The sequence below is a fragment of the Syntrophomonas curvata genome, assembly GCF_052976825.1.
This window is the reverse complement of record NZ_CM129641.1, coordinates 2,079,666-2,104,047: the sequence shown is the minus strand read 5'-3', so window position 1 is coordinate 2,104,047 and position 24,382 is coordinate 2,079,666. Positions and strand designations below refer to the sequence as shown.

Annotated in this window: 21 protein-coding genes; 17 read left to right on the top strand and 4 right to left on the bottom strand. The window is 46.3% G+C overall.

Annotated features, from left to right (window positions below; all coding sequences use genetic code 11):
• Nucleotides 1-252: 252 nt before the first annotated feature.
• Complete coding sequence (locus tag ACU70B_RS09430; RefSeq protein ID WP_447183298.1) at nt 253-1,524, top strand: ArsB/NhaD family transporter; 1,272 nt, start codon at nt 253-255, stop codon at nt 1,522-1,524.
• A 21-nt stretch (nt 1,525-1,545) separates the two neighbouring features.
• Here ACU70B_RS09430 and ACU70B_RS09425 read toward each other — a convergent pair whose 3' ends face one another.
• The gene (locus tag ACU70B_RS09425; protein ID WP_447183297.1) at nt 1,546-2,103 is read right to left on the bottom strand and encodes a DUF2726 domain-containing protein; all 558 of its coding nucleotides are present in this window, start codon (nt 2,101-2,103) and stop codon (nt 1,546-1,548) included.
• 184 nt (nt 2,104-2,287) lie between these two features.
• Here ACU70B_RS09425 and thrC point away from each other — a divergent pair, with 184 nt between their 5' ends.
• A complete protein-coding gene (thrC, locus tag ACU70B_RS09420; protein WP_447183296.1) occupies nt 2,288-3,790 on the top strand; it encodes a threonine synthase in 1,503 nt (500 codons plus the stop codon).
• Between the two features lie 13 nt (nt 3,791-3,803).
• Here the strand turns inward: thrC and ACU70B_RS09415 are convergent, their stop codons facing one another.
• A complete protein-coding gene (locus tag ACU70B_RS09415) occupies nt 3,804-5,678 on the bottom strand; it encodes a sigma-54 interaction domain-containing protein (RefSeq protein ID WP_447183295.1) in 1,875 nt (624 codons plus the stop codon).
• A gap of 523 nt (nt 5,679-6,201) precedes the next feature.
• Between ACU70B_RS09415 and ACU70B_RS09410 the strand changes: the two genes are divergently transcribed.
• From ACU70B_RS09410 to ACU70B_RS09380, 7 genes are all read left to right on the top strand, one after another.
• Nucleotides 6,202-7,350, top strand: coding sequence for an acyl-CoA dehydrogenase family protein (locus tag ACU70B_RS09410; protein ID WP_447183294.1), 1,149 nt, complete (start codon nt 6,202-6,204; stop codon nt 7,348-7,350).
• Nucleotides 7,351-7,381: 31 nt separating this feature from the next.
• The gene (locus ACU70B_RS09405) at nt 7,382-8,251 is read left to right on the top strand and encodes an SDR family NAD(P)-dependent oxidoreductase (RefSeq protein WP_447183293.1); all 870 of its coding nucleotides are present in this window, start codon (nt 7,382-7,384) and stop codon (nt 8,249-8,251) included.
• Nucleotides 8,252-8,502: 251 nt separating this feature from the next.
• Nucleotides 8,503-9,270 carry an electron transfer flavoprotein subunit beta/FixA family protein gene (locus ACU70B_RS09400; RefSeq protein WP_447183285.1) on the top strand — a complete coding sequence of 256 codons (768 nt, stop codon included), beginning with the start codon at nt 8,503-8,505 and terminating at the stop codon, nt 9,268-9,270.
• The gene (locus ACU70B_RS09395; RefSeq protein ID WP_447183284.1) at nt 9,270-10,178 is read left to right on the top strand and encodes an electron transfer flavoprotein subunit alpha/FixB family protein; all 909 of its coding nucleotides are present in this window, start codon (nt 9,270-9,272) and stop codon (nt 10,176-10,178) included. The genes ACU70B_RS09400 and ACU70B_RS09395 overlap by 1 nt, the downstream gene beginning before the upstream one ends.
• Before the next feature lie 45 nt (nt 10,179-10,223).
• Nucleotides 10,224-11,516, top strand: a complete 1,293-nt coding sequence (locus tag ACU70B_RS09390) for an FAD-dependent oxidoreductase (protein WP_447183283.1) — start codon at nt 10,224-10,226, stop codon at nt 11,514-11,516.
• Nucleotides 11,513-11,806 carry a ferredoxin family protein gene (locus ACU70B_RS09385; RefSeq protein WP_447183282.1) on the top strand — a complete coding sequence of 98 codons (294 nt, stop codon included), beginning with the start codon at nt 11,513-11,515 and terminating at the stop codon, nt 11,804-11,806. The genes ACU70B_RS09390 and ACU70B_RS09385 overlap by 4 nt, the downstream gene beginning before the upstream one ends.
• A gap of 83 nt (nt 11,807-11,889) precedes the next feature.
• Nucleotides 11,890-12,012 carry a group II intron maturase-specific domain-containing protein gene (locus tag ACU70B_RS09380; protein WP_447183292.1) on the top strand — a complete coding sequence of 41 codons (123 nt, stop codon included), beginning with the start codon at nt 11,890-11,892 and terminating at the stop codon, nt 12,010-12,012.
• Between the two features lie 280 nt (nt 12,013-12,292).
• On the opposite strand, the gene ACU70B_RS09375 is transcribed toward ACU70B_RS09380, so the two are convergent.
• A complete protein-coding gene (locus ACU70B_RS09375; protein ID WP_447183291.1) occupies nt 12,293-13,501 on the bottom strand; it encodes a cofactor-independent phosphoglycerate mutase in 1,209 nt (402 codons plus the stop codon).
• Nucleotides 13,502-13,650: 149 nt separating this feature from the next.
• The gene (locus ACU70B_RS09370; protein ID WP_447183290.1) at nt 13,651-15,492 is read right to left on the bottom strand and encodes a sigma-54 interaction domain-containing protein; all 1,842 of its coding nucleotides are present in this window, start codon (nt 15,490-15,492) and stop codon (nt 13,651-13,653) included.
• 874 nt (nt 15,493-16,366) lie between these two features.
• On the opposite strand from ACU70B_RS09370, the gene ACU70B_RS09365 reads away from it, so the two are divergent.
• From ACU70B_RS09365 to ACU70B_RS09330, 8 genes are all read left to right on the top strand, one after another.
• A complete protein-coding gene (locus ACU70B_RS09365; RefSeq protein WP_447183289.1) occupies nt 16,367-17,641 on the top strand; it encodes an MFS transporter in 1,275 nt (424 codons plus the stop codon).
• A 70-nt stretch (nt 17,642-17,711) separates the two neighbouring features.
• Nucleotides 17,712-18,872, top strand: a complete 1,161-nt coding sequence (locus ACU70B_RS09360; protein ID WP_447183288.1) for an acyl-CoA dehydrogenase family protein — start codon at nt 17,712-17,714, stop codon at nt 18,870-18,872.
• 30 nt (nt 18,873-18,902) lie between these two features.
• Nucleotides 18,903-19,796 carry an SDR family NAD(P)-dependent oxidoreductase gene (locus ACU70B_RS09355; protein WP_447183287.1) on the top strand — a complete coding sequence of 298 codons (894 nt, stop codon included), beginning with the start codon at nt 18,903-18,905 and terminating at the stop codon, nt 19,794-19,796.
• Nucleotides 19,797-19,860: 64 nt separating this feature from the next.
• Nucleotides 19,861-20,703, top strand: a complete 843-nt coding sequence (locus ACU70B_RS09350) for an SDR family oxidoreductase (RefSeq protein ID WP_447183286.1) — start codon at nt 19,861-19,863, stop codon at nt 20,701-20,703.
• Nucleotides 20,704-20,928: 225 nt separating this feature from the next.
• The gene (locus ACU70B_RS09345; RefSeq protein WP_447183285.1) at nt 20,929-21,696 is read left to right on the top strand and encodes an electron transfer flavoprotein subunit beta/FixA family protein; all 768 of its coding nucleotides are present in this window, start codon (nt 20,929-20,931) and stop codon (nt 21,694-21,696) included.
• The gene (locus ACU70B_RS09340) at nt 21,696-22,604 is read left to right on the top strand and encodes an electron transfer flavoprotein subunit alpha/FixB family protein (RefSeq protein WP_447183284.1); all 909 of its coding nucleotides are present in this window, start codon (nt 21,696-21,698) and stop codon (nt 22,602-22,604) included. Before ACU70B_RS09345 ends, ACU70B_RS09340 begins: the two co-directional genes overlap by 1 nt.
• Nucleotides 22,605-22,649: 45 nt before the next feature.
• Nucleotides 22,650-23,942 (top strand): FAD-dependent oxidoreductase, encoded by a 1,293-nt coding sequence (locus ACU70B_RS09335; protein WP_447183283.1) that lies wholly within the window; start codon nt 22,650-22,652, stop codon nt 23,940-23,942.
• Nucleotides 23,939-24,232: a ferredoxin family protein gene (locus ACU70B_RS09330; protein WP_447183282.1), complete on the top strand. Its 294-nt coding sequence runs from the start codon at nt 23,939-23,941 to the stop codon at nt 24,230-24,232. The genes ACU70B_RS09335 and ACU70B_RS09330 overlap by 4 nt, the downstream gene beginning before the upstream one ends.
• Nucleotides 24,233-24,382 lie beyond the last annotated feature (150 nt).

Below are 24,382 nucleotides of genomic sequence, written 5' to 3'. Positions count from 1 at the left end.
CTTGATTTTTCATGCTGTATACTGTATTATCTTTAATGGTTCAGTTAAAATTACAGGTGTTTGAAAAAATCCATAATTTAGAACGGTCAACGTGGTATTCGGCGCAAGCTGATACCATGAGCTGGAATTCTTAAAGCATAAGGTTTCCGGCTAAGAGGAACCGGCTTACTGGGGTGGGTAGCCATGGGCTTGCCTGCCCCTGTTTATATTTACGGTTCAAGGGGAAAATAGATTTGTAGAAAGGGTGTAGAAATGTTTGCTTTCTGGTTGGCAGTAATTATCTTTTTAATGGCTTATGCGATGATCATCGTCGAAAAGGTGCATCGTACCATAATTGCGCTGGTCGGTGCTACCGTAGTCATTGCTCTGGGGCTGATAACCCAGGAGGAAGCGGTCCGGGCCATTGATTTTAATACCATCGGATTGCTGGTAGGGATGATGATAATAGTAGGTATAACTCGTCGAAGCGGGTTATTCGGCTACCTGGCAGTTAAATCAGCCCGGCTGGCCAAAGGCAGGCCGATAAACATACTTATCGCCTTAGGTTTTATAACCGCAGTCTTATCAGCTCTTTTGGATAATGTAACCACCGTATTACTGATAGTTCCGGTAACCTACGTTTTAACCGACCGGCTTGACATATCTCCGATCCCCTTTCTTTTTACCGAAATTATCTGTTCCAACATAGGCGGTACGGCAACCCTTATTGGAGACCCCCCCAACATAATGATAGGCAGTGCAACTGGTCTGGGTTTTATGGATTTTATCGCCAATATGGCGCTTCCTGCCATAGTTATATTGCTTATAACAATTGTCATCCTGGCGCTTTGGTATAGAAAAGACCTGTTTGCAGACGATGATAAAATAAAGAGCATTATGGAATTGGATGAGATGGAGTACATAAAAGACTGGGGAATCTTGAAAAAGTCCCTCATTATATTGGGACTGACGATACTGGGCTTTTTTCTCCATCAGACCCTGCATTTGGAATCGGCGACGGTTGCCCTTTTGGGAGCGGCGTTCTTGATGCTGATCACGGCGGAAGAACCTGAAGATGTGCTGATGCTGGTGGAATGGCCGGTCATATTCTTTTTCCTCGGTCTTTTCGTTTTGGTAGGATCACTGGAGGCCAACGGGGTAATTGAGGCTCTGGCAACCAAGTCCCTGGAGGTAAGCGGCGGTAACCTGCCTTTGACCGGTATGCTTATTCTCTGGATGTCAGCCATTGCCTCTGCTTTTGTAGATAATATTCCTTTTGTAGCTACCATGATACCGCTGCTGCAAAGTGTCGGGCAGGCTTCGGCCATGCCTATGGAATCCCTATGGTGGGCGCTGGCCCTGGGGGCTTGTTTAGGCGGTAACGGTACCCTGATTGGAGCTTCAGCAAACATCACTGTGGTTGGGATAGCGGAAAGACATGGCAACATTATTAAATTTATTGATTTTCTTAAAGTTGGGTTCCCATTAATGATTCTTTCTGTTATTATAGCCAATATCTATCTGTATCTGTTTTTTTGGATGTAAATCGGCTGTTGACCGCGTGGCTCAAAACTGCAAACCTAATTTATGTAACATAGCAATCAATTCAGATTCGGATGGGGGAGAGCCAGGTCGTAAATCCAGGGAGGGTAAACCGGCTGCTTCCAAAGCTTTATGGGTAAACCGGTCTGCCAGTTGTTTTTTCTTGCCTTCTATCTCGGTTTCGAAGTTTATTGCCGCTATGGGCTTTAGATCCTGAGCCGCACAGACTAGCAGGTCAAGACTTCTTTCTTTTATCCGATTGGTATGTTCTATCCGGTTGCGGGCCTCGGGAGAAACAATGACCACATCTGCCAATCTTACCCGGGGGAGGACTACGTAGCTTTCGCCTGGCAGAACTTCCAGGAGCAAATGATAAATCGCCAGTTCTCTTCCCGGGAGCAAATGCTCGCGGCGGCTGTACTGCATATCATCCAGGTCTATCCAGGCATTGCTTAGGTCAATTACCTCGCCCCCTTTCGAAGAAGGGCGGGAATTGGTTTTTTTCTGCATTTGTTCCTTATAAACATCCCACAAGAGCTTAACTAAAACCGTTGCTATAACTACAATAATAAACTGGGCCAAATTATTACCTCCTGAAAGTTTGAGATTGCAGGGGAGTATTTACTATAGCTTTCCTCAACCTATTTATTTAATAATATAAGAAAAACCGTAGAACGTCACCCAGGGGGTTAAAATATACTTTAAGCCGGCAGATAATAAGTATAATATTATAAAGTGATAATGTACCTTAAGGGAGGTTTTTTTTTTGCAGTACCAGAGCAGCAGGGGAGAGTGCCGGGCAGTCAGTGCGGCTCAGGCCATAACCATGGGCATATCCCCGGATGGAGGCTTGTTTGTGCCTGGCTATATCCCCAGCATAAATGCGGATACCTTAAAACAGATGGAATCCTGGTCCTACCAGGAAATAGCTGTTTACATTATGGAACAGTATCTGGAAGATTTTTCTTTGCAGGAAATAAAGGAATGTGTTTACGGGGCTTACAACCGGGATAGATTTGACCATGAGGAGATAGCGCCCCTGGTGGAGCTTGAGCCCGGATTCTATATTCAGGAGCTATGGCACGGTCCTACCTTGGCCTTCAAGGATATGGCCTTGCAGATTCTGCCCCGTTTCCTTACCGTTAGCGCCCGCAAGACAGGAGAACAGAGCGAGTTCATTATACTGGTAGCCACCTCGGGAGATACCGGCAAGGCTGCGCTGGAGGGTTTTAAAGATGTTCCCGGCACCAGGATTATTGTATTTTTCCCTCAGGATGGGGTCAGTGAAATCCAGAAGCTGCAAATGATTACCCAGGAAGGCAGCAATGTCTGTGTTGCCGGAGTGACCGGTAATTTTGACGATGCTCAGAGCGGGGTGAAGAGCATCTTTACCAGCGACCAGGTTATAGAACAACTGGGCCGGCACCATATGAAAATGTCCTCGGCTAATTCCATCAACTGGGGGAGATTGCTGCCGCAGATAGTCTATTATGTCTCGGCCTATGTGGAACTGTGCGGCAGGGGAGCGGTGCAAGCGGGGGAAGCCATAAATATTGTGGTGCCCACCGGTAATTTCGGCAATATCCTGGCCGCCTATTACGCCAGCCGGATGGGGATTCCGGTCAAGCGCTTAATCTGTGCTGCCAATTCCAATAATGTTCTGACTGATTTTATCAGGACCGGTACTTATGACCGCAACCGCAATTTTGAAAAAACCGTTTCCCCTTCCATGGATATCCTGATATCGTCCAACCTCGAGAGACTGCTTTTTGAGTTGACTGACCATGACAGTATACGGATAAGCAGGTGGATGGAGGAATTAAAAAACAGCGGACGCTATACGGTTGATGACTCCACCCGCCGGCAGGTGCAGCAAATGTTCTGGTCGGATTGCTGCAGCGACGCTGAAACCCTGGAAACCATAGCATCTGTCTGGAAAGAACATAATTATCTCCTGGATACCCATACGGCTGTTGCCGTCAATGTCTATAATAAATTCCGGCAGCAGGCCGGGGACAGCAGCTGTACGGTGATAGCCTCCACTGCCAGCCCCTTCAAATTCGGCAGCAGTGTTGCCCAGGCCGTACTTGCAGATGAACTCGTCAAGGGTAAAGACGAGTTCCAGACCCTGGAGGCCCTGTCCGCTGAAACCGGCATCGATATACCGGCAGGAATCAAAGGCCTGAACCGGCGCCCCATAAGACATGAAAAAGTAACATCCACCCGGGATATGGAGAAAACCGTACTATCATTCCTAAATCTAGGTTGACATAGTGCGGCCTTTAGTATTTTGTGATGGTCATTTTGTCCATTTTTTTGTAGAGGGTCTTTCGGGTTATCCCTAACTCGTGGGCTGTCCGAGTGATGTTGCCATGGTGCTTTTTTAAGGCCTCCTGGATGGCACTTCTCTCCAGTTGTTTCAGATTACCGGCTGCTGGGGGTATCGAGGGATAGTTTTGCAAGTAAGAGGGAAGATTCTCAGAATTAATCGTGTCTCCGTTGGTGCGAATTAGGCTGCTTTCGATAACATTTTGGAGTTGACGGACATTTCCCGGCCAGGAATAAGCACATAGGATATCCATGACCGATTTATCAATTTTGATACTTCCTGAGTTATTACGGGTACAAAGCTGTTTTAGCAAGTATTCTGCTAATAGTGGTATATCCCCTTTATGTTCTCGTAAGGGGACCATTTTCAAATTAACTACATCAAGTCTGTAATAAAGGTCTTCCCGGAAGTTGCCCTTTGTAACCTCATCCAAAAGACAGCGATTGGTAGCTGCTATAATACGAACATCTATTCTTCGCTGATTATTGCCACCCACTCGGGTTACAGTTTTTTCCTCCAAAAAACGAAGAAGTGATACCTGCATATTTATGGGCATTTCTCCAATTTCATCGAGAAAAATAGTGCCGCCATCGGCAAGCTCAAATTTACCTGGACTTCCACCTTTTTTAGCCCCAGTAAATGCACCTTCCACATAGCCGAAGAGCTCGCTGTTAAGTAATTCCTGTGGTATGGAGCCACAATTTATGGCAATAAATTTCCCTTTACGGCCGCTCTCATTATGAATAGCTTGGGCCATTAATTCCTTTCCAGTTCCGCTTTCTCCCTCAATTAGAATATTGGAAATCGTGGGGGAAGCCTTTCGTGCTAACTCAATAATTTTCAAGAAAGCGGGGGCATTCCCGATCAGACGTGCAAATGAATCGGCTTTTTGGATGAGGGTGCAATTCCTGTTATTAATCAAGTTGATGGTAAAAAGGAACAAAACATTGTTGTCACCATATTTTACAATAGTTCGCCGGTTAACGTGGTACATACAATTATTGGACGTGTACCGGTTTATTTTGGTATGGATTGGCACATAAAATGAACCATCTGCCTGCATGGTAGATAATAAATCTATATCAGATTGATCTACTAAATAGGTGCCTAGTGAGTTCCCAATTACACTTTCGCTGGTAGTATTAAAAAGGCTAAGGCATTGCGGTGTAATCCCGACAATAAGCCCCTCACCATCCACAAGCAGCGCCGGCTCATTTATGCTTTCCATTACAGACAGGGATGTATCAAGTAACAACTCCCGTTTTTGTAACCGCGATTCAATCAGAAGCGCTGCCATGGAGACGGTCTGCATGGTGAACTGAAGGCAGGGCCCATCAATATTGAGGACAGCCAGAGCCCCAATAATTTCTTTGTCTTTATTACGCAGGGGAGTCCCCAATGAATGCCAGTTTTGAGCATTAGGATACACATTTTCATATCCAGTAACCTCCATACCTACCCCATTAATAAGGTTAGGAAAGGCTCCGTTAGATACTAAAAGGGTTTGGTCGCAGTAATGCCCAGGATTAACAATATCATTGGCATAATTAATACGATAATTAACAATACCCTCCTGGTCCAATACCATAATGGTAAAATGCTGCATATAATTCTTTAGCATGTCTACCAGATCACCGACAACATCGAAAGATGCTTCAATCAAAGCACTGTTTCTATTTTGTTTCAATTTAACAATGTCGTTAGGGAGTGGTTCAGGCATTCCCAAGCCATTTTTTTGCTTTATGCATTTATACCAGGATTGGGTAATATTAGGTTTAATAATATTTGGCTCTATTATGCCCTCTTTCTTGAGTCGCTGCCAGGCCATTTCCATATCTCGTTCTGTCCTTTCGGTCATATGCTGATACATACCAACCACTCACTTTCGTCAACGATTAACGTTAAAGGAAGAAGCGCTAACGGTAAAATTATATTTTTATTATAGCTATAAGATAAATATAAAACTAGTCTGCAATCGGCTATTCAAAATGCATAGCAAGAATCTCATGCTAAAAAGATCGAGTGATTTCTTAGCCACGTTTTCTTATTTTTGGTAAAAGTTCACTTCCTAATATATGAAACAAAGCATGCTTATCACCCCTGGAATAAAGATGACATCCATAACCAGTTTAAAGATGCACGATCTTAAACAACCCTAAGTTTCTTTCTAACAAAAACTGTATCGAAAGTCTACATTGTTTACTGTATACCCCTATTCCTGATTTTGCTTATCAACTGCTAGAACCCGTTGTTATGTGATTATTTCTATTTACAGAGAATGGCATACAAATTGCAATAACACTTTTCGACACGAAATATCGTATCGGATTAAAATCAAGGAGGTTTGAAAAATGTGGTTTATGACCGAAGAAAGAGAGTTAATGCGTAATGTAGCCCGCGATTTTGTTCAAAACGAAGTGAAACCAGTTGCGGTTGAACTTGACAAGAAACGTGAATATCCGCTGCAGCTGTTTAGACGAGCTGGTGAACTTGGTTTGGTGGGCTGTGTTCTTCCTGAGGAATATGGCGGTTTGGGTGGTGACTGGATAACCAAGATGTTGATAACCGAAGAGATCGCCAAAGAATTGCCTACTCTAGCTATTGTAATCGGTACCCATATCGCTTTGGCAGGCGGCATCGTCAATATGCTGGGGACTCCGCAGCAAAAGGCAAAATATCTAACCCCAGCTGCCAAAGGAGAACATATCTTGGCTTTTGCCTCTACTGAACCGGCAGGATGTTTCGCTCATCCAGACTTCGAGACCCGGGCGGAGCTGGTGGGAAATGAATGGGTAATCAATGGAGCCAAGATTTTCATTACCAATATTGGCTATGCTAATACTTATGTAGTGGTTGCCAAGACATCGGAGCCTATTGATCCAATAACCCGTAAAGGACTTAGCATGTTCCTGGTAGAAAAGGATTCTCCGGGCTTTGAGGTTGGCAAGGTAGAAGAAAAATATGGCTGGCACGGCTCTAGTACTGGCAGTCTCTACTTCAGGAACTGTCGCATACCAAAAGAGAATCTATTGGGACCGTTGGGTGAAAGTCTTTCTGCTATGGTAATCAGTGCCACCGATGAATTTATGGCCTGTGGTGCCCTCGGTCTTGGAATTGCTGAGACCTGCTATGAGAAGGCCAAGAAATACACCCGGGAGAGGATTCAACTTGGCAATTCTATGTATAACAGTCACCAGGTCATTCGGCATATGCTTGCTAAAATGTCTGTTGAAATCGAATCCCTGCGGGCATTGACCATGACTGCTGCTGCCCAGAGAGACAGTGGACAGTTCCCATTAGTGCTGGGACGTATGTGTAAGATCAAGGGCTATGAGACCGCCATGTTCTGTGCCAACGAGTGCGTACAATTGCACGGCGGGCTGGGTGTTATCGAAGATACCGGAGTCGAACGGCACCTGCGTGATGCCAGGTTGATCGGCATCGCTGGTGGTGCAATTGAGGCCATGATGGATCAGATTGACAAAATGCAGATGGGTTAATTCCAATACGTATGAAAGTGAGGAGAATTATATGATCAACCTTAATGGAAGAGGAGTTGCCATTACTGGCGCTGCGAGTGGTTTTGGCATGGGTATGGCAAAACGATGTGCTAAAATGGGTGCTAAATTGGCTTTGGCAGATATTGATGCGCCAGGTTTGAAAACGATCGAGACGGAGCTAAAGTCTGAAGGTGCTATCGTGTTTTCCATGGTGATCGATACTGCCAAACCTGAACAGATGGAATCTTTTGCAAAAAAGACTTTTGAGACTTATGGAGATGTTGGGTTGTTTTTTAATAACGCTGGGGTAGAAATTGCCGGCACTACGTGGGAATTATCTGCGAAAGACTGGCAATGGGTTTTTGGTGTTAATGTATTGGGCATGGCCTATGGAATTCATTCCTTTATTCCCCGAATGATTGCTGAGGATAAGGAAGCCCTAATTATTAACACTTCATCACTGGCTGGTTTGGTTCAAGGTAATATTTCTCCTATTTATTTTAGCGGTAAACATGCGGTAGTTGCTATGACCGAGTCATTAGAGATTGATCTGCGGGAAAAAAACACCAAGATTAAATCCTATGTCTTCTGTCCGCGTTTTGTCAAAACCCAGCTTAATACCTCAGGCCGGAATCGTCCGGCTGAATTGCAGAATGATCCTAATGATTCCTATTACCAGACTGCGGATCACAAACAGAAACAGGCTATGATGGAGTATGCTGTTCACAATGGGATTGAACTGGAAGAATCCATTGACATGGTTTTTAATGCTCTGGAACAAGATAAGTTCTATATCCATACTGCCCCCGAACCCTGGCCCTCAGTGCAGGAGCGCTGTGACAAGATCATTGAAAATCGGCGACCAGGGGAGGTAAAAATTGACCCTAATACCCAAAAGTAATTACTGTGCCGGTACATTTACGTTAAAAGGCAACGGTTAAGTGTGATGGCAGGGGGTTCCAGAGAATAGCTTCTTTGGAATCCCCTCATGATTTGCCGGAAGGGGTAAAAATACTTCCTTTTCCGTATGATCATATAGCGCTAAATAGAAAAATTCTGCAAACCTGTTGCTTGACTCTGGGGTACTTGCTTGATTAATTACTTAGGAAAGCGCGAGTTAAAAATAAAATTTATAAAGAAGGGAGTATTCCCATGAATAATATAATAGCCTGCTATAAATGGGTCTTGGATGAAGCCGATATTAAAATCGATGCAGATTTATCTGTAGACAGCAGCAAGGCCAAAGGCAAAATCAGTGATTATGACCGTAACGCCATAGAAGCAGCCGTGCAGATAGCCGCTCAGACCGGAGGCAAGGCGGTGGGCTTGACCTTCGGCAACAACAAAGTGAAACCATCACTCAAGGATGCTTTGTCCCGCGGTTTGGAAGCCGCCTGCTGGGTGAAAACAGAGCAAGCCCAGCAGGCAGACGGCGCTGTAACTGCCCGTGCCCTGGCCGGAGGCATAAAAGCCTGGGGAGATATCAGCCTGGTGATCTGTGCCGAAGGTGCCAGTGACACCTATTCCCGGCAGACGGCCCCTCGCCTGGGAGCCCTGCTGGATATGCCGGTGCTGACTTCAGTGTGTCAAATGAAGCTGGAAGGGAATACCCTAACCGCAGTAAGAAAACTGGAGGATGATTTGGAAACGGTTGAGGTCGAGCTGCCAGCGGTTGTAGCCGTACTGCCCGAAATCAACCAGCCCACCATCCCCGGACTGAAAGCGGTTATGGCGGCCGGGAAGAAACCTGTGACTGAATGCCGGGCCGAGGACCTGGATATTGATATGAATCCTTGCAGAGAAATCCTGGCGGTTAAGGGCTACGCCCAGGAGCGCAAAAACATCATGATTGAAGGGGACGATGCCCAGAGCGTTGTAGCTGAACTTGTAGCCAATCTAAGGAAAGAAGGTGTGCTCTAATGGCAGGCATCTATATATATAGTGATAAAGACAACATTGCGGCGGAATTGATCGGTTTTGCCAAAGGAGCCGGACAGGAAGCCCGGGTTATCGTTTTCAGTCAGGAAGCTGCCCAAGCTCTAAAGAATGCAGGAGCCGACCGGATATACATTTTAAAAGGAGAGAGCCCATTACCGGAAAACTACGGTAAAGCCCTGGCCCGGCTTCTAAAAAAAGAAGGGGCAGAACTCCTGGCAGTAGGAGCTACCGCCCGGGGAAGAGATCTGGCCGCCCGGGTGGCAGGATACCTGGATTGCGGCATGGTAAGTGATGTATCCAGCGTAAATTATAAAGAAGGGAAAGCAAACACCGAGAAACTCATCTACGGCGGAGCCGTAGTACAACAGGAAGTAATGGACGGATTAAGTGTAGTCACCGTGCCGGCCGGCCGATTTGAAACCAGGCAAGGCGAAGCGGAAATAGTAACAATTGAGGCGGAAGCTGACCTGCGGGTCAAGCCGGTAGCAACCGAGCCGATCAAAAAAACAGGAGTGGAGCTGGGGGCAGCCGAAAAAGTCGTTTGTATAGGCCTGGGGATTGACAAAGAAGAAGATATCCGGATGGCCAGAGATCTGGCCGGGGTTCTGGGGGCGGAAATCGGCTGTACCCGGGGAGTAGCTGAAGAAAGACACTGGCTGCCGCCGGAACGGTACATTGGCATATCAGGAGCGGTAATCAAACCGCAGCTCTATCTGTCCATGGGAGTATCCGGCCAGGTACAGCACACGGTAGGTATCCGCGACGCTAAAATCATCGTAGCAGTGAACCAGAACGAAAAAGCCCCGATATTCAGAGCGGCTGATTACGGGATAGCAGGGGATATGTATGAGATTATCCCGCTCCTGACGGAAGCACTGCAGAGTAAATAGGGTAAAAAAGACCCCCAATGAACAACACAAAAGGGCGGTGGAGAAATGAGCCAAGCTGAACAATTTGATGCGATAATAATCGGCGCAGGGCCGGCCGGAGCCGCCTGCGCCTACACCCTGGCCCAAGCAGGTAAAGAAGTCCTGATGATAGAACGAGGCGATACGCCGGGCGGCAAGAACGTAACCGGGGGGAGGCTTTACACCTACGCCCTGGAAATAATAGAGGAAGGCCTTACCGCCGAAGCTCTCCTGGAAAGGAAAATAACTCATGAGCAAATCATGATGCTAAGTGATGAACGGTCTATCAGCATTGATTACCATGACCCGTCATTCAACGACGAAGATAAAGTACCGCAATCCTATAGTCTTCTAAGGGCCGGCTTTGATGAGTGGCTGGCAGGCAAAGCTGAAGAAATGGGGGCCATGCTCGCTTGCGGCGTCAAAGTTGACGACATAATCGAAAAAGACGGAAAAATCGTTGGAGTCATGGCCGGAGAAGACGAGATGTATGCCAAAATTGTGGTGGCAGCCGACGGAGTAAATTCCTTCATGGCACAGAAGGCCGGGCTCATAAAAGACATACCCGCGCACAGCGTGGGAGTAGGTGTCAAAGAAATCATAGAACTACCGGCGCAAACCATTGAACAGCGCTTTAACCTGAAGCCGGATGAAGGAGCAGCCCGGATGATATTAGGCTGTACGGAGGGGATACACGGGGGGGGATTTCTCTATACCAATCAGGATAGTATTTCCTTAGGAGCCGTATTTACACCTGAAGAAGCAGCCAGGCACGGTAAATCAGTACATGACATATTCCAGGACCTAAAAATGCACCCGGCCATATACCCGTTGCTTGAAGACGGCGAAACAGTGGAATACTCAGCCCATCTGGTCAGTGAAGCCGGCTATCGGGGCATACCGCAAAATCTATATCGGGAAGGCTTCTTAATGGTCGGAGATGCGGCAGGTTTTGTAATCAATACCGGTTATTCCATCCGGGGAATCGACCTGGCCATATTAAGCGGTGTCGCTGCCGCCCGGGCTATAATTGCTACAGCCGATACAGCCAAAATTGGCCCGGCCTATACCAAAGAACTGGATAACATCAAGCTGCTCCCCACCATGAAAGCAGCAGACGGTTATTTTGACGTACTGGAAATACCCCGGATATATAGCAATTATCCAAAATTAGCCGTTTCCGTATTTGCCCATCTGTTTACTGTGGATGGCAGAGTGCCGGGAAGAATGATGACCGAAGTAAAGAGCTTGATGAAAGAAAATGGGATTTCCACCTGGCAACTGATAAAAGACGGCTTCAGGGGGGTTAAATCGATATGAGCATAAAAATAACGGAAGCACCGGAACTCTTGAGCCTGAACAAATTCAATGTGGACGAAGAAGAACCCCATATCCTCTTAGACAAGGCTATTTGCGCCCAATGCAAGGAAAAACCCTGTCTGGTGGTTTGCCCGGCCGTTCTTTACAAACTGGACAAAAATGGCGAGATCACCTTTGACTACGCCGGCTGTCTGGAATGCGGCACCTGCCGGGTGATGTGCCAAAACAAAGGAATCATCAGATGGGAATATCCCCGGGGAACCTTTGGCGTAAGTTTTCGCTGCGGGTAGATATGCCGTTCAAAATAGAGAAAAAATAAATAGGATACAGAAGCAGAAAAGGCTGGTTAGGCATGGCCAGGAGGTTGAACCCGATGCTACGTGGGTGGACCAACTACTTTCAAATAGCCAACTGCAAGAAACTATTTTCCAAACAAATGGGATGGATAAGGCGAAAATTAAGGATGAAACAGATGCGGGAATGGAGCGAACTATAAGCAGTTACACAAGGCACTGAAAAGAATAGGAGATAAGGGCGAACTTAAAAAAATATCCATGACAAGATGAAGAAATTCAGCCAGTCCACTTCTCAGTCTGGCTTTACCTAATAGCTGGTTTGATGAAATTGGACTAATAAATCTTCCGGGATTTTGCCATTCTATTATGAAAGATAAGATTTGCCAGGAGCCGTATACGAGGCCCGTACGTACGGGCCTGTGAGAGTGATGGTGCTGCAGCAAGCTACTGCAGCACCACCCTACTTGATTAAGGTGCAAATTAACCTTTGATAAAGCGGTCCATTAAAGTATATCCATCAGCTACAAATATCCCTTTGGCAGCAGATTTTTCATCATATTTTCCCACCCCATCGTTTACCGGGTTGTTTTTATCAAATATAAGGAATGGAACCGGGTCACTGCTATGGGTGCGTATAGATAGCGGTGTGGGGTGATCAGGGAGTATCATAACCCTAATCTGGTCGAAATCATCCAATTCCTTAACCAGCAGACCTACTACCTCTTTATCCACCTGCTCGATAGCCCATATTTTACTCTTAAGATCACCCTGGTGGCCAGCTTCATCAGGAGACTCGATATGCATATAAACAAAATCCTGTCCCTTTTTCAACTCATCCAGGGCGGCCCTCGCCTTGCCGGCAAAATTCGTTTCCACACTGCCGGTTGCTCCTGCCACCTTGACCGGAGTCAACCCGGCACATATGCCCAGTCCCCGCACCAGGTCAACTGCGCAGACTACCGATCCATTTAGGCCATATTTATCCTTAAAACCGGGCAGAGACGGCCGCCGCCCCTCTCCCCAGAACCATATCGAATTGGCCGGGTTTTGCCCCTTTTCCATGCGAGCCCGGTTTACCGGATGATTTTTAAGTATATCCTGACTCTTAAGCATAAGCTCAAGTAATATGGAACCATCTTTACCCTGAGGCAGGTATTCGCCCACCACCCGGTCGGAAATATCGTGAGGGGGAGTAAGCTTCAGGTTTTTATCACAACCGTTTTTCCATACCACCAGATGCCGGTAGCTGATTCCGGCATGGAAACTAAAGCTTTCATTACCCAGTTGGGACTGCAAATCGGCTATCAGACGTCCCGACTCCTCAGTGCTGATTTCACCGGCGCTGTAGTCCTTCATACACTTATCCCGGTAACTTTCCTCACCGGATAAAGTCACCAGATTACAGCGCAGAGCCAGGTCGCTGTCGGCCAGTTCCACCCCCAGGCTGACTGCTTCCAGGGGTGAGCGCCCGGTATAATAACTGAGAGGGTCATAGCCCATTACCGCCAGATTGGCTACATCGCTGCCGGGAGAAAGGCCCGCAGGGATTGTTTGCACCAGCCCTATCAGGGCATTACGGGCCAGGATATCTATATTAGGAGTCCGGGCATATTCCAACGGCGTTTGCCCGTTTAATTCCGGTATATCGTAGTCTGCCATACCGTCGGAAAGAATAATCAAGTACTTCATAGCTTCAACTCCTAGATAAAAATTCTGCTGTTATTTCAGTATAGCATTTGCATAACGCTATGAGGATTTTTAATCAATATTGAGCTTTTTCATCCTTCGGTAGAGTGTAGTGCGGGCTATGCCAAGTGCAAAAACTGGTCTTTGCCAGTTTATTTTGCATTTTTTTTTGACTTTTTGGCTTGATTAATATTCTTCATTTTCCTGTATAAAGTAGTACGTGCTATGCCAAGTGCTTTGGCGGTGGCAGATATGTTACCTTCATATTTTTGCAACAGGGAGATTATAGTTTGTTCTTCAATTTGCCGCAAGGTATTTTGACTGCTTGCAGGCTTTATAGACAGTTGGTCAAAGGTCAGCTTTGAGGTATTGGAAACAATAAGGGCATTTTCAATGATGTTTCGTAGTTCCCTTATATTGCCTGGCCAATCGTATGTCAATAGTTTTTCAAGTCCAGAGGTACTGATTTGTTTATGCTCAATACCATATTGCGTGCAGATTTCATCGATAAAATAATCCGTCAGTAAGGGGATGTCTTCTTTTCTATCTCTTAATGCAGGCATTTTAATATTAACCACATTCAAACGATAATACAGGTCCTGGCGGAAAGAGCCTTCTTCGATACTCTTTAAAAGATCCCGGTTAGTTGCAGCTATGATTCTAACGTCAACGTATCTTGAACGATTATCACCCAAACGAACTATTATCTTATCCTGTAGAAAGCGAAGCAGGCTGACTTGCATGTCTATAGGCATCTCACCTATTTCATCCAGGAACAAAGTTCCTCCGTCAGCTTGCTCAAACTTGCCAACTTTTCCGCTTTTTTTTGCTCCAGTAAAAGAGCCTTCTACATAACCGAATAACTCACTCTGCAGCAATCCCGGGGGAAGACCGCCGCAATTTACTGTTACAAATGAACCTTTACGATTGCTTTCCAGATGAATAGCTTGGGCCATCAGTTCTTTTCCGGTGCCGCTTTCACCCTCAATCAAAACCGTAGCGGGCATTTTAGCAACTTTTTCCCCGATTGCAATCACTTTGTTAAGCTTGGGAGAATTTCCTACCAGCCTCGAAAAAGGCGCTTCAAGATTTGACTGCGGGTGATCAGAGACAAATTTATACGGATGGTGTGTGGATGTTTTATTTTGAAACAATAAAATAAGATGAGTGTCTCCGAAAGGAGGATACAGCACTTGCTTACCAATAATTTTAGACGGAATACTCTGACCGCGATTAGCACTTCTAATTATATTTATACTTTGAAGGCAATCTGGATCAGTAAGGTTATCCTCTAAATCTTCAAAAAAAACAGAAACAGGTTCCCCTATGATATTCAGCTTATTATCGGCATCAATCATATCCAAAAAGTGATTGTTGGCATTTGCAATCATGCCCTGGTTGTTAACTATCAAAGCGGAAACATCCATAGTATTGATTATGGAGTTAGTGTATTTTTCAAATTTAAGCCATTCATCATAGTCATGACTGATAATGTGATGGATAATACAAATCGCATTGACAAGGTCATCAGGAACTTTACCATCCAGCCTGGTAACACACAGACATATTGAAGAGTTCAGATTGCTAATGGGTAAGCTCACTAAGTTAGCATGGGTATTATTATAGTACAGATTGACGGCATTGCCATTCAGTAAGCAGTTCTTAAGCTCCTGTTCACTATTAATATAAACGCTTCCCGGACAGAAAATACCAATACGATTATCATAGAAACTGTATACGACACAGCCATCTGAAGTAACTAAAGAAATATCCATGTTTTCTTGGAGGGTAGGGACAACTTTTTTAATGACAGGCGAACATATATATAAGAAATTCCGGTAATGGGCTAAATTGTACTGCACGGTCTGCTCTGCCAAATATTCGTGTTTAGGTAGCGAAATGGCAGATAATTCAAAAACATTGACCATATCCATAGATGGGATGGCCGGAAGCGGGCTTTTGACTATTTCCTGATGAACAATACCAAATGTCATTGTAAACTACACCTCAATTCAAATTGCTTGTTACTTACTTCACGCTGCCTAACCAATGCCAGAATAACAACTCGGAAGTGTAAAAACCAGAAAAATTGAGACAGACAGCCAATTAGATCAACATACCAAAATATGCCTTGTAGATTACTAATGATTATACGTGGACAACGAAAAAAGTCCGCAAATTGAGTATAGTACATACTGTTGGAAAACGCTAGGTTAGTTTAATGCTAGTAGTCCTTCTGAAAGGCTGTATTCTCATTGGTTGTTGTAGCATTTCGTAATACTGGTGGATAACGGTTTGAGGAGCAATTGAAGTTGCACTGAACCACTAGTATTTCTCCGCTCAACGGCTTTATTTTTTGTTTAGCAATCGCATATGCACTAGCTAGGCTCTGTATGGGCAATGCTAGCTGCTTATCTCATAGCAGCGGGATTCATATCCGTGCTCAGATATCTATTGCTCCCTGGCTATTCTCGTCTCCCCAAGGTGCCGTTTCATTCTTCTTTCAAGGCTTGGGTAGTGAAACCCATATTTAAATAAATCACGTAATAACTGTTTTTCTTTTACCTGTAGCGTTTCGAAGCAATTAATAATCAAGAGGCTATGGGGAGTTCAGTGGGAGCAACAGTGGTATGTAGCGATTGGCTATATTGTTTATGACTTTCAAGCCTCAAAAACCTCAAAAAATCGGTCTTTTATCAATGGCATAATAATTGCTACTAATAAATAGTGTATCCAATATTGTGGGACTTCCAGTTATAAGAGAGAGGAGGTGCTGGGGAGGCAGCTTTTGTTAACAGGCGAGCAAAAGATGTTATTTTTAGGGAGTCAGGCAATATTACCATAAACCATAAAAGGAGGTCAGATGCTATGGAGCAAACACCTAAGATTCACCCGGCTTGGCTGGTAATGATAGGCTGCTGCCTGTTAATGGCAACGTGTTTTGCACTGCCGGCGACATGTGCGACCCTGTTTATTAAACCTGTTTGCGAAGCTTTGGGATTTGAACGAGGGCAATTCGTAATTTATGTAAGTATCATGTCGCTGATACAGCTAATATCTATGCCGATGGCAGGGAAAATTCTTGCAAAATATAATAGTCGCCTGATCATTTCAATTTGTGTAGTTTTAATGGGAGCTTCTTTTTGCTTCTTATCACAAGCCAGCGCTCTTATTCATTGGTACATTGCTGCTGCAGTCATGGGAATAATAACTCCTTTATGTACCGTAGTCGGAGTAGCAGTAATTATCAGTAACTGGTTCAAGGATCGCTTGGGTTTGGCTATGGGAATTACTATGGCATCTTCAGGTTTAGGGGCAGCAGTATTAAGCCCTATCGTAATATCGCTTATCACCAATCTGGGATGGCAACAATCGTATCTAATAATAGGTATATTCACAATAATTGTTGCTTTACCATTAAGTGCTACTGTACTGAGATTCCATCCCTCCGAAATTGGTATAAGAGCTTATGAAATTAAGGGTAAGGTTCAGGGTAAGCCTGCTGATGCGGGTCCTGATGTCACAACTGCTGAGCAGCTAAAAGGTCCCATGCTGGCCGAAGCAGTTAAGTCTCCCGTATTCTATTTACTGTTGGTGGTTACAATTCTGTTTGGCTTTGCCGCATCAATCAATACCCATGCAGCGCCATTAGTTGGGGATGTATTTGGAGCGGTCATGGCTGGAATCATAGTATCGGTTATCATGCTCTCGGTGACAGGAGGCAAGGTATTGCTGGGTTGGATTAATGATCGTTTTGGCATAATACCGTCGGTTTCAACCGGTTGTCTTGCCATGGCTTTTGGCGTGGTCTTACTCACTATAGCGTCTGCAACCGTCAATGTATTTCTGGTATACGGCGCAGGTGTTGCTCTTGGCCTTGGGTTAGCTACGGTAACGGTTGAACCGCCATTACTGATAGCAGCAGCCCTGGGAAATAAGGATTATGCTTCAATCTTTCCTGTTATCATGATGGGCTTTACCATTGGCGCTGCTGCCGGTGCCCCTATATTAGGGATGGTTTACGATGCCAGCGGTTCATATACCAGTGCTCTGGGAGCCATTGCATTATGCGCAGTCATAGCCTTGATTTTGGCCATTATGGCAGCGAATTCAGGGAAGAAACTTCTTCAAAAAACAGCTTAGTAATTAAAAATTAAGACATGCCGAAAAAGTCAAACTCGTTAGGATATCAGGAACAGGAGGGAAAAAGACAATGAGTCATTTTTTAAATGAAGAACAGATGCTGATACAAAATTCTGTACGGGAGTTTTGTAATGATCCGGCGATTAAGGCCCTTGCGGCCAAGGACAACCAGCGAGAGCCGGGAACGTTAGAGGAAAATTGCTGGAAAGAAGTTGTCAAGATGGGGTATCTGGGAGCGTGGGTTCCGGAAGAGTATGGAGGAATGGGCTATAGCCTGACTACCTATCTGGTTATTCTGGAAGAACTGACCCGGAACGGCTTCCCCGGTGCAGGTCCGATGACATGTCAGGATTTAGCGATGCTGCCCATTGCTTATTGGGGAACCAGAGAGCAAAAGGAAAAGTTTCTCCTGCCAATGGCCTCAGGTAAAGTCAATGCCTGTGGCGCGGTTACCGACCCGGCCGGGTTGGGCAACTTTGCGGAATGGGGACTTACGGTTACCGAAGACGGAGAGGATTATGTCCTTAACGGAGCCAAAGTATGCGTTACTTCTCCCCATATAAGTGACGTAAAAGTAGTTTTTGGGAGAGCAGACAACAGCGATTTCAGCAGCAGTGTATATTACGTTGAAAAAGGCATGCCCGGGCTGGAAACGGGATTTCGGGAAAAGAAGATTATGGACAGTTTATCAGACTGGGGAACAATTTATATGAAGAATCTTCGCGTTCCGAAAATCAACCGGGTGGTTGACAATGGATTTGGCAGTGCCTGGATGGGCCCCAGTTATTTGAATGTAGCCATAATGGCGCTTACCATGTGTGAGAATGCATTTAATATGACCTTGAAATTTACCCAGCAGCGTACACGCTATGGCAGGCCTTTGACAGATTTACAGCGCGTTTCTCATCGTCTGGTTGATTTTGCCATTAGAAATGAAAATATCCGCAACCTCATTTACACCGCGGCTCGTCTGTGGGATGAGGAACGGTATCAGGAAAGCACGCGCTTGTGTTCCATGGCCAAGATTTACGCTACCGAGGCTGCCAGCGCCAGTCTGCATGATGCAACCGTCCTTCATGGTGGAGTTGGCTTTACGGCTCAGGCAGGTATTGGCAGGATGTGGATGGGGACCATGGGTCTCGAAATTGCGGAGCAGCCTCCCGATGTACATCGTGATATTGTGGCTAAAACTTTTGGAATCAGAGAAGGATGGAAAAACGGACAACAGTAGTTTTTACCGTAAGCATAGGAGGAATGAATAATGTTTGATTACCAAGGAAAAGTAGTTGCGATAACCGGCGGTGCTTCCGGTATTGGCAAACAGATGGCTATGGAACTGGCGGACAGAGGCGCGAAGTACTTTGCTCTAGCCGACATGCGCGCACCAGAACTGAAGACGACAACAGAAGAATTGCGGGCCAAGGGTGTTGAGGTTATCAGCGCAGCATTCGATGTTACCGATGATGATGATTTTGAATATTTTGCCAAGCTGGTATTCAATAAATTCGGTTGCTGTGATTTCTTCTTCAATAACGCAGGCGTTAGTCCCAATCATGTGATGTGGGAGATGCCGCTGAAAGACTGGCAGTGGGTCTTTGACGTCAATGTTTTCGGGGTTGTACGTGGCATTAACGCCTTCGTTCCTAAAATGATTGCCAGCGATAAGGAGTGCTATATTTTCAATACATCCTCGCTGGCCGGTCTCGCTACTTTCTGGGGGGGCGGTGCCTACATCAGCAGCAAACACGCGGTAGTGGGGCTCACAGAGGTCCTAGAATTGGATCTCCGCCATTTTAATACCAAGGTTAAAGCTTATGCGATCTGCCCGGGGTTCGTTACGAGCAACCTCTACCGTTCGGATACCTACCGTCCCGAGGGCGAGGATTGGATGCCGGTCGGACCAGCCTATCAAACCGATGCTTATCAGGAAATCGTGGCCCGTTCCAGCGCCTCAGCGGTATTGAACATGCCCACCGATGAAGCGGTCCGCAACATTCTTGAGGAGTTTGAGGCTGACAAGTTTATCCTTTTGACCCATCAAGCAGTCGGTACCCGCTGCCTGGAGCGCTATGACCGTTTTTTCAATAAAAAATTGCGTCCTTTTTATGAACAACCAAAATCAATGGATCAGGAACTTGCCAAGAAAAAGGCGTAGACCTTCATACCGGTTATAACGCTATTATGTTTTCAAAAACCATTAGACGAGGAGGTTAATTATTATGAATGATTATACTGGAAAAGTGGTTGCCCTCACTGGTGCCGGAAGCGGACTGGGCAAGGAAGTCGCCGACCGCTTCGGTGCACATGGCGCTAAACTCTCCCTGGTAGATTATAACGAGGAAAGAATTAAAACTACGGAAAGAGAATTTAAGGAAAAGGGTTATGACGTTATAGTTTTCGCTTTTGACTGCACTGACCTTGACAAAGTGCAGGAATGGGCAAGAACTACTTTCTTAAAATACGGCCATGTAGACTTCCTTTTTAACAACGTTGGTATCACCTCTCCCGGAAGGCTTTGGAACATCCCTTTAAGTGACTGGAAACGTACTTTTGACATCAACGTTTTTGCCATGGTTAACGGTATACATGCTTTTATGCCCTACTTCGCAACTACCGACAGGGAAATCCATATCTGCAATACTGCCTCTGATGCCGGTCTTAGTATTAACGGCTTATTCGCTCCCTACAATGCTTCCAAGAGCGCCGTAGTCAGTGTCTCCGAGTCCCTGGCCTTCCAATGCCAGACCTATTATCCGCATATCAAGACCCATGTGTGGTGTCCAGGAGCGTCACCAACGGATATCTGCTATGGTCGTGAGCAGGACCTGGTTGACAAGAGTGACCCGTATTATTCTTCTGGTGAGTTCCGCGAATTGGACAAAATCCTCAAAGACGGAATTGCAGCCGGCTACCCGGTCTCCGAAGCCATCGACGGCTTCTTTGAAGAATTCGAAAAAGATTATTTCTATATCCGTCCTGCAAAACACGAAGATCATCTGATTCAGTACAAGATTGACAGAATTCTGGACAAACAGCGTCCTGTACCGGTACATTTACGTTAAAAAGCAACGGTTAAGTGTGATGGCAGGGGGTTCCAGAGAATAGCTTCTTTGGAATCCCCTCATGATTTGCCGGAAGGGGTAAAAATACTTCCTTTTCCGTATGATCATATAGCGCTAAATAGAAAAATTCTGCAAACCTGTTGCTTGACTCTGGGGTACTTGCTTGATTAATTACTTAGGAAAGCGCGAGTTAAAAATAAAATTTATAAAGAAGGGAGTATTCCCATGAATAATATAATAGCCTGCTATAAATGGGTCTTGGATGAAGCCGATATTAAAATCGATGCAGATTTATCTGTAGACAGCAGCAAGGCCAAAGGCAAAATCAGTGATTATGACCGTAACGCCATAGAAGCAGCCGTGCAGATAGCCGCTCAGACCGGAGGCAAGGCGGTGGGCTTGACCTTCGGCAACAACAAAGTGAAACCATCACTCAAGGATGCTTTGTCCCGCGGTTTGGAAGCCGCCTGCTGGGTGAAAACAGAGCAAGCCCAGCAGGCAGACGGCGCTGTAACTGCCCGTGCCCTGGCCGGAGGCATAAAAGCCTGGGGAGATATCAGCCTGGTGATCTGTGCCGAAGGTGCCAGTGACACCTATTCCCGGCAGACGGCCCCTCGCCTGGGAGCCCTGCTGGATATGCCGGTGCTGACTTCAGTGTGTCAAATGAAGCTGGAAGGGAATACCCTAACCGCAGTAAGAAAACTGGAGGATGATTTGGAAACGGTTGAGGTCGAGCTGCCAGCGGTTGTAGCCGTACTGCCCGAAATCAACCAGCCCACCATCCCCGGACTGAAAGCGGTTATGGCGGCCGGGAAGAAACCTGTGACTGAATGCCGGGCCGAGGACCTGGATATTGATATGAATCCTTGCAGAGAAATCCTGGCGGTTAAGGGCTACGCCCAGGAGCGCAAAAACATCATGATTGAAGGGGACGATGCCCAGAGCGTTGTAGCTGAACTTGTAGCCAATCTAAGGAAAGAAGGTGTGCTCTAATGGCAGGCATCTATATATATAGTGATAAAGACAACATTGCGGCGGAATTGATCGGTTTTGCCAAAGGAGCCGGACAGGAAGCCCGGGTTATCGTTTTCAGTCAGGAAGCTGCCCAAGCTCTAAAGAATGCAGGAGCCGACCGGATATACATTTTAAAAGGAGAGAGCCCATTACCGGAAAACTACGGTAAAGCCCTGGCCCGGCTTCTAAAAAAAGAAGGGGCAGAACTCCTGGCAGTAGGAGCTACCGCCCGGGGAAGAGATCTGGCCGCCCGGGTGGCAGGATACCTGGATTGCGGCATGGTAAGTGATGTATCCAGCGTAAATTATAAAGAAGGGAAAGCAAACACCGAGAAACTCATCTACGGCGGAGCCGTAGTACAACAGGAAGTAATGGACGGATTAAGTGTAGTCACCGTGCCGGCCGGCCGATTTGAAACCAGGCAAGGCGAAGCGGAAATAGTAACAATTGAGGCGGAAGCTGACCTGCGGGTCAAGCCGGTAGCAACCGAGCCGATCAAAAAAACAGGAGTGGAGCTGGGGGCAGCCGAAAAAGTCGTTTGTATAGGCCTGGGGATTGACAAAGAAGAAGATATCCGGATGGCCAGAGATCTGGCCGGGGTTCTGGGGGCGGAAATCGGCTGTACCCGGGGAGTAGCTGAAGAAAGACACTGGCTGCCGCCGGAACGGTACATTGGCATATCAGGAGCGGTAATCAAACCGCAGCTCTATCTGTCCATGGGAGTATCCGGCCAGGTACAGCACACGGTAGGTATCCGCGACGCTAAAATCATCGTAGCAGTGAACCAGAACGAAAAAGCCCCGATATTCAGAGCGGCTGATTACGGGATAGCAGGGGATATGTATGAGATTATCCCGCTCCTGACGGAAGCACTGCAGAGTAAATAGGGTAAAAAAGACCCCCAATGAACAACACAAAAGGGCGGTGGAGAAATGAGCCAAGCTGAACAATTTGATGCGATAATAATCGGCGCAGGGCCGGCCGGAGCCGCCTGCGCCTACACCCTGGCCCAAGCAGGTAAAGAAGTCCTGATGATAGAACGAGGCGATACGCCGGGCGGCAAGAACGTAACCGGGGGGAGGCTTTACACCTACGCCCTGGAAATAATAGAGGAAGGCCTTACCGCCGAAGCTCTCCTGGAAAGGAAAATAACTCATGAGCAAATCATGATGCTAAGTGATGAACGGTCTATCAGCATTGATTACCATGACCCGTCATTCAACGACGAAGATAAAGTACCGCAATCCTATAGTCTTCTAAGGGCCGGCTTTGATGAGTGGCTGGCAGGCAAAGCTGAAGAAATGGGGGCCATGCTCGCTTGCGGCGTCAAAGTTGACGACATAATCGAAAAAGACGGAAAAATCGTTGGAGTCATGGCCGGAGAAGACGAGATGTATGCCAAAATTGTGGTGGCAGCCGACGGAGTAAATTCCTTCATGGCACAGAAGGCCGGGCTCATAAAAGACATACCCGCGCACAGCGTGGGAGTAGGTGTCAAAGAAATCATAGAACTACCGGCGCAAACCATTGAACAGCGCTTTAACCTGAAGCCGGATGAAGGAGCAGCCCGGATGATATTAGGCTGTACGGAGGGGATACACGGGGGGGGATTTCTCTATACCAATCAGGATAGTATTTCCTTAGGAGCCGTATTTACACCTGAAGAAGCAGCCAGGCACGGTAAATCAGTACATGACATATTCCAGGACCTAAAAATGCACCCGGCCATATACCCGTTGCTTGAAGACGGCGAAACAGTGGAATACTCAGCCCATCTGGTCAGTGAAGCCGGCTATCGGGGCATACCGCAAAATCTATATCGGGAAGGCTTCTTAATGGTCGGAGATGCGGCAGGTTTTGTAATCAATACCGGTTATTCCATCCGGGGAATCGACCTGGCCATATTAAGCGGTGTCGCTGCCGCCCGGGCTATAATTGCTACAGCCGATACAGCCAAAATTGGCCCGGCCTATACCAAAGAACTGGATAACATCAAGCTGCTCCCCACCATGAAAGCAGCAGACGGTTATTTTGACGTACTGGAAATACCCCGGATATATAGCAATTATCCAAAATTAGCCGTTTCCGTATTTGCCCATCTGTTTACTGTGGATGGCAGAGTGCCGGGAAGAATGATGACCGAAGTAAAGAGCTTAATGAAAGAAAATGGGATTTCCACCTGGCAACTGATAAAAGACGGCTTCAGGGGGGTTAAATCGATATGAGCATAAAAATAACGGAAGCACCGGAACTCTTGAGCCTGAACAAATTCAATGTGGACGAAGAAGAACCCCATATCCTCTTAGACAAGGCTATTTGCGCCCAATGCAAGGAAAAACCCTGTCTGGTGGTTTGCCCGGCCGTTCTTTACAAACTGGACAAAAATGGCGAGATCACCTTTGACTACGCCGGCTGTCTGGAATGCGGCACCTGCCGGGTGATGTGCCAAAACAAAGGAATCATCAGATGGGAATATCCCCGGGGAACCTTTGGCGTAAGTTTTCGCTGCGGGTAGATATGCCGTTCAAAATAGAGAAAAAACAGAATAGAGAAGCAAGCAGCCGCTGCGGCAGCCATGTATCTGGCTTAATGCCAGGCAGCGGATAAATTTCCTGCTTGCCAACTAACCCGGGACGCATGTACAATTAGTAGCAATACTATATGG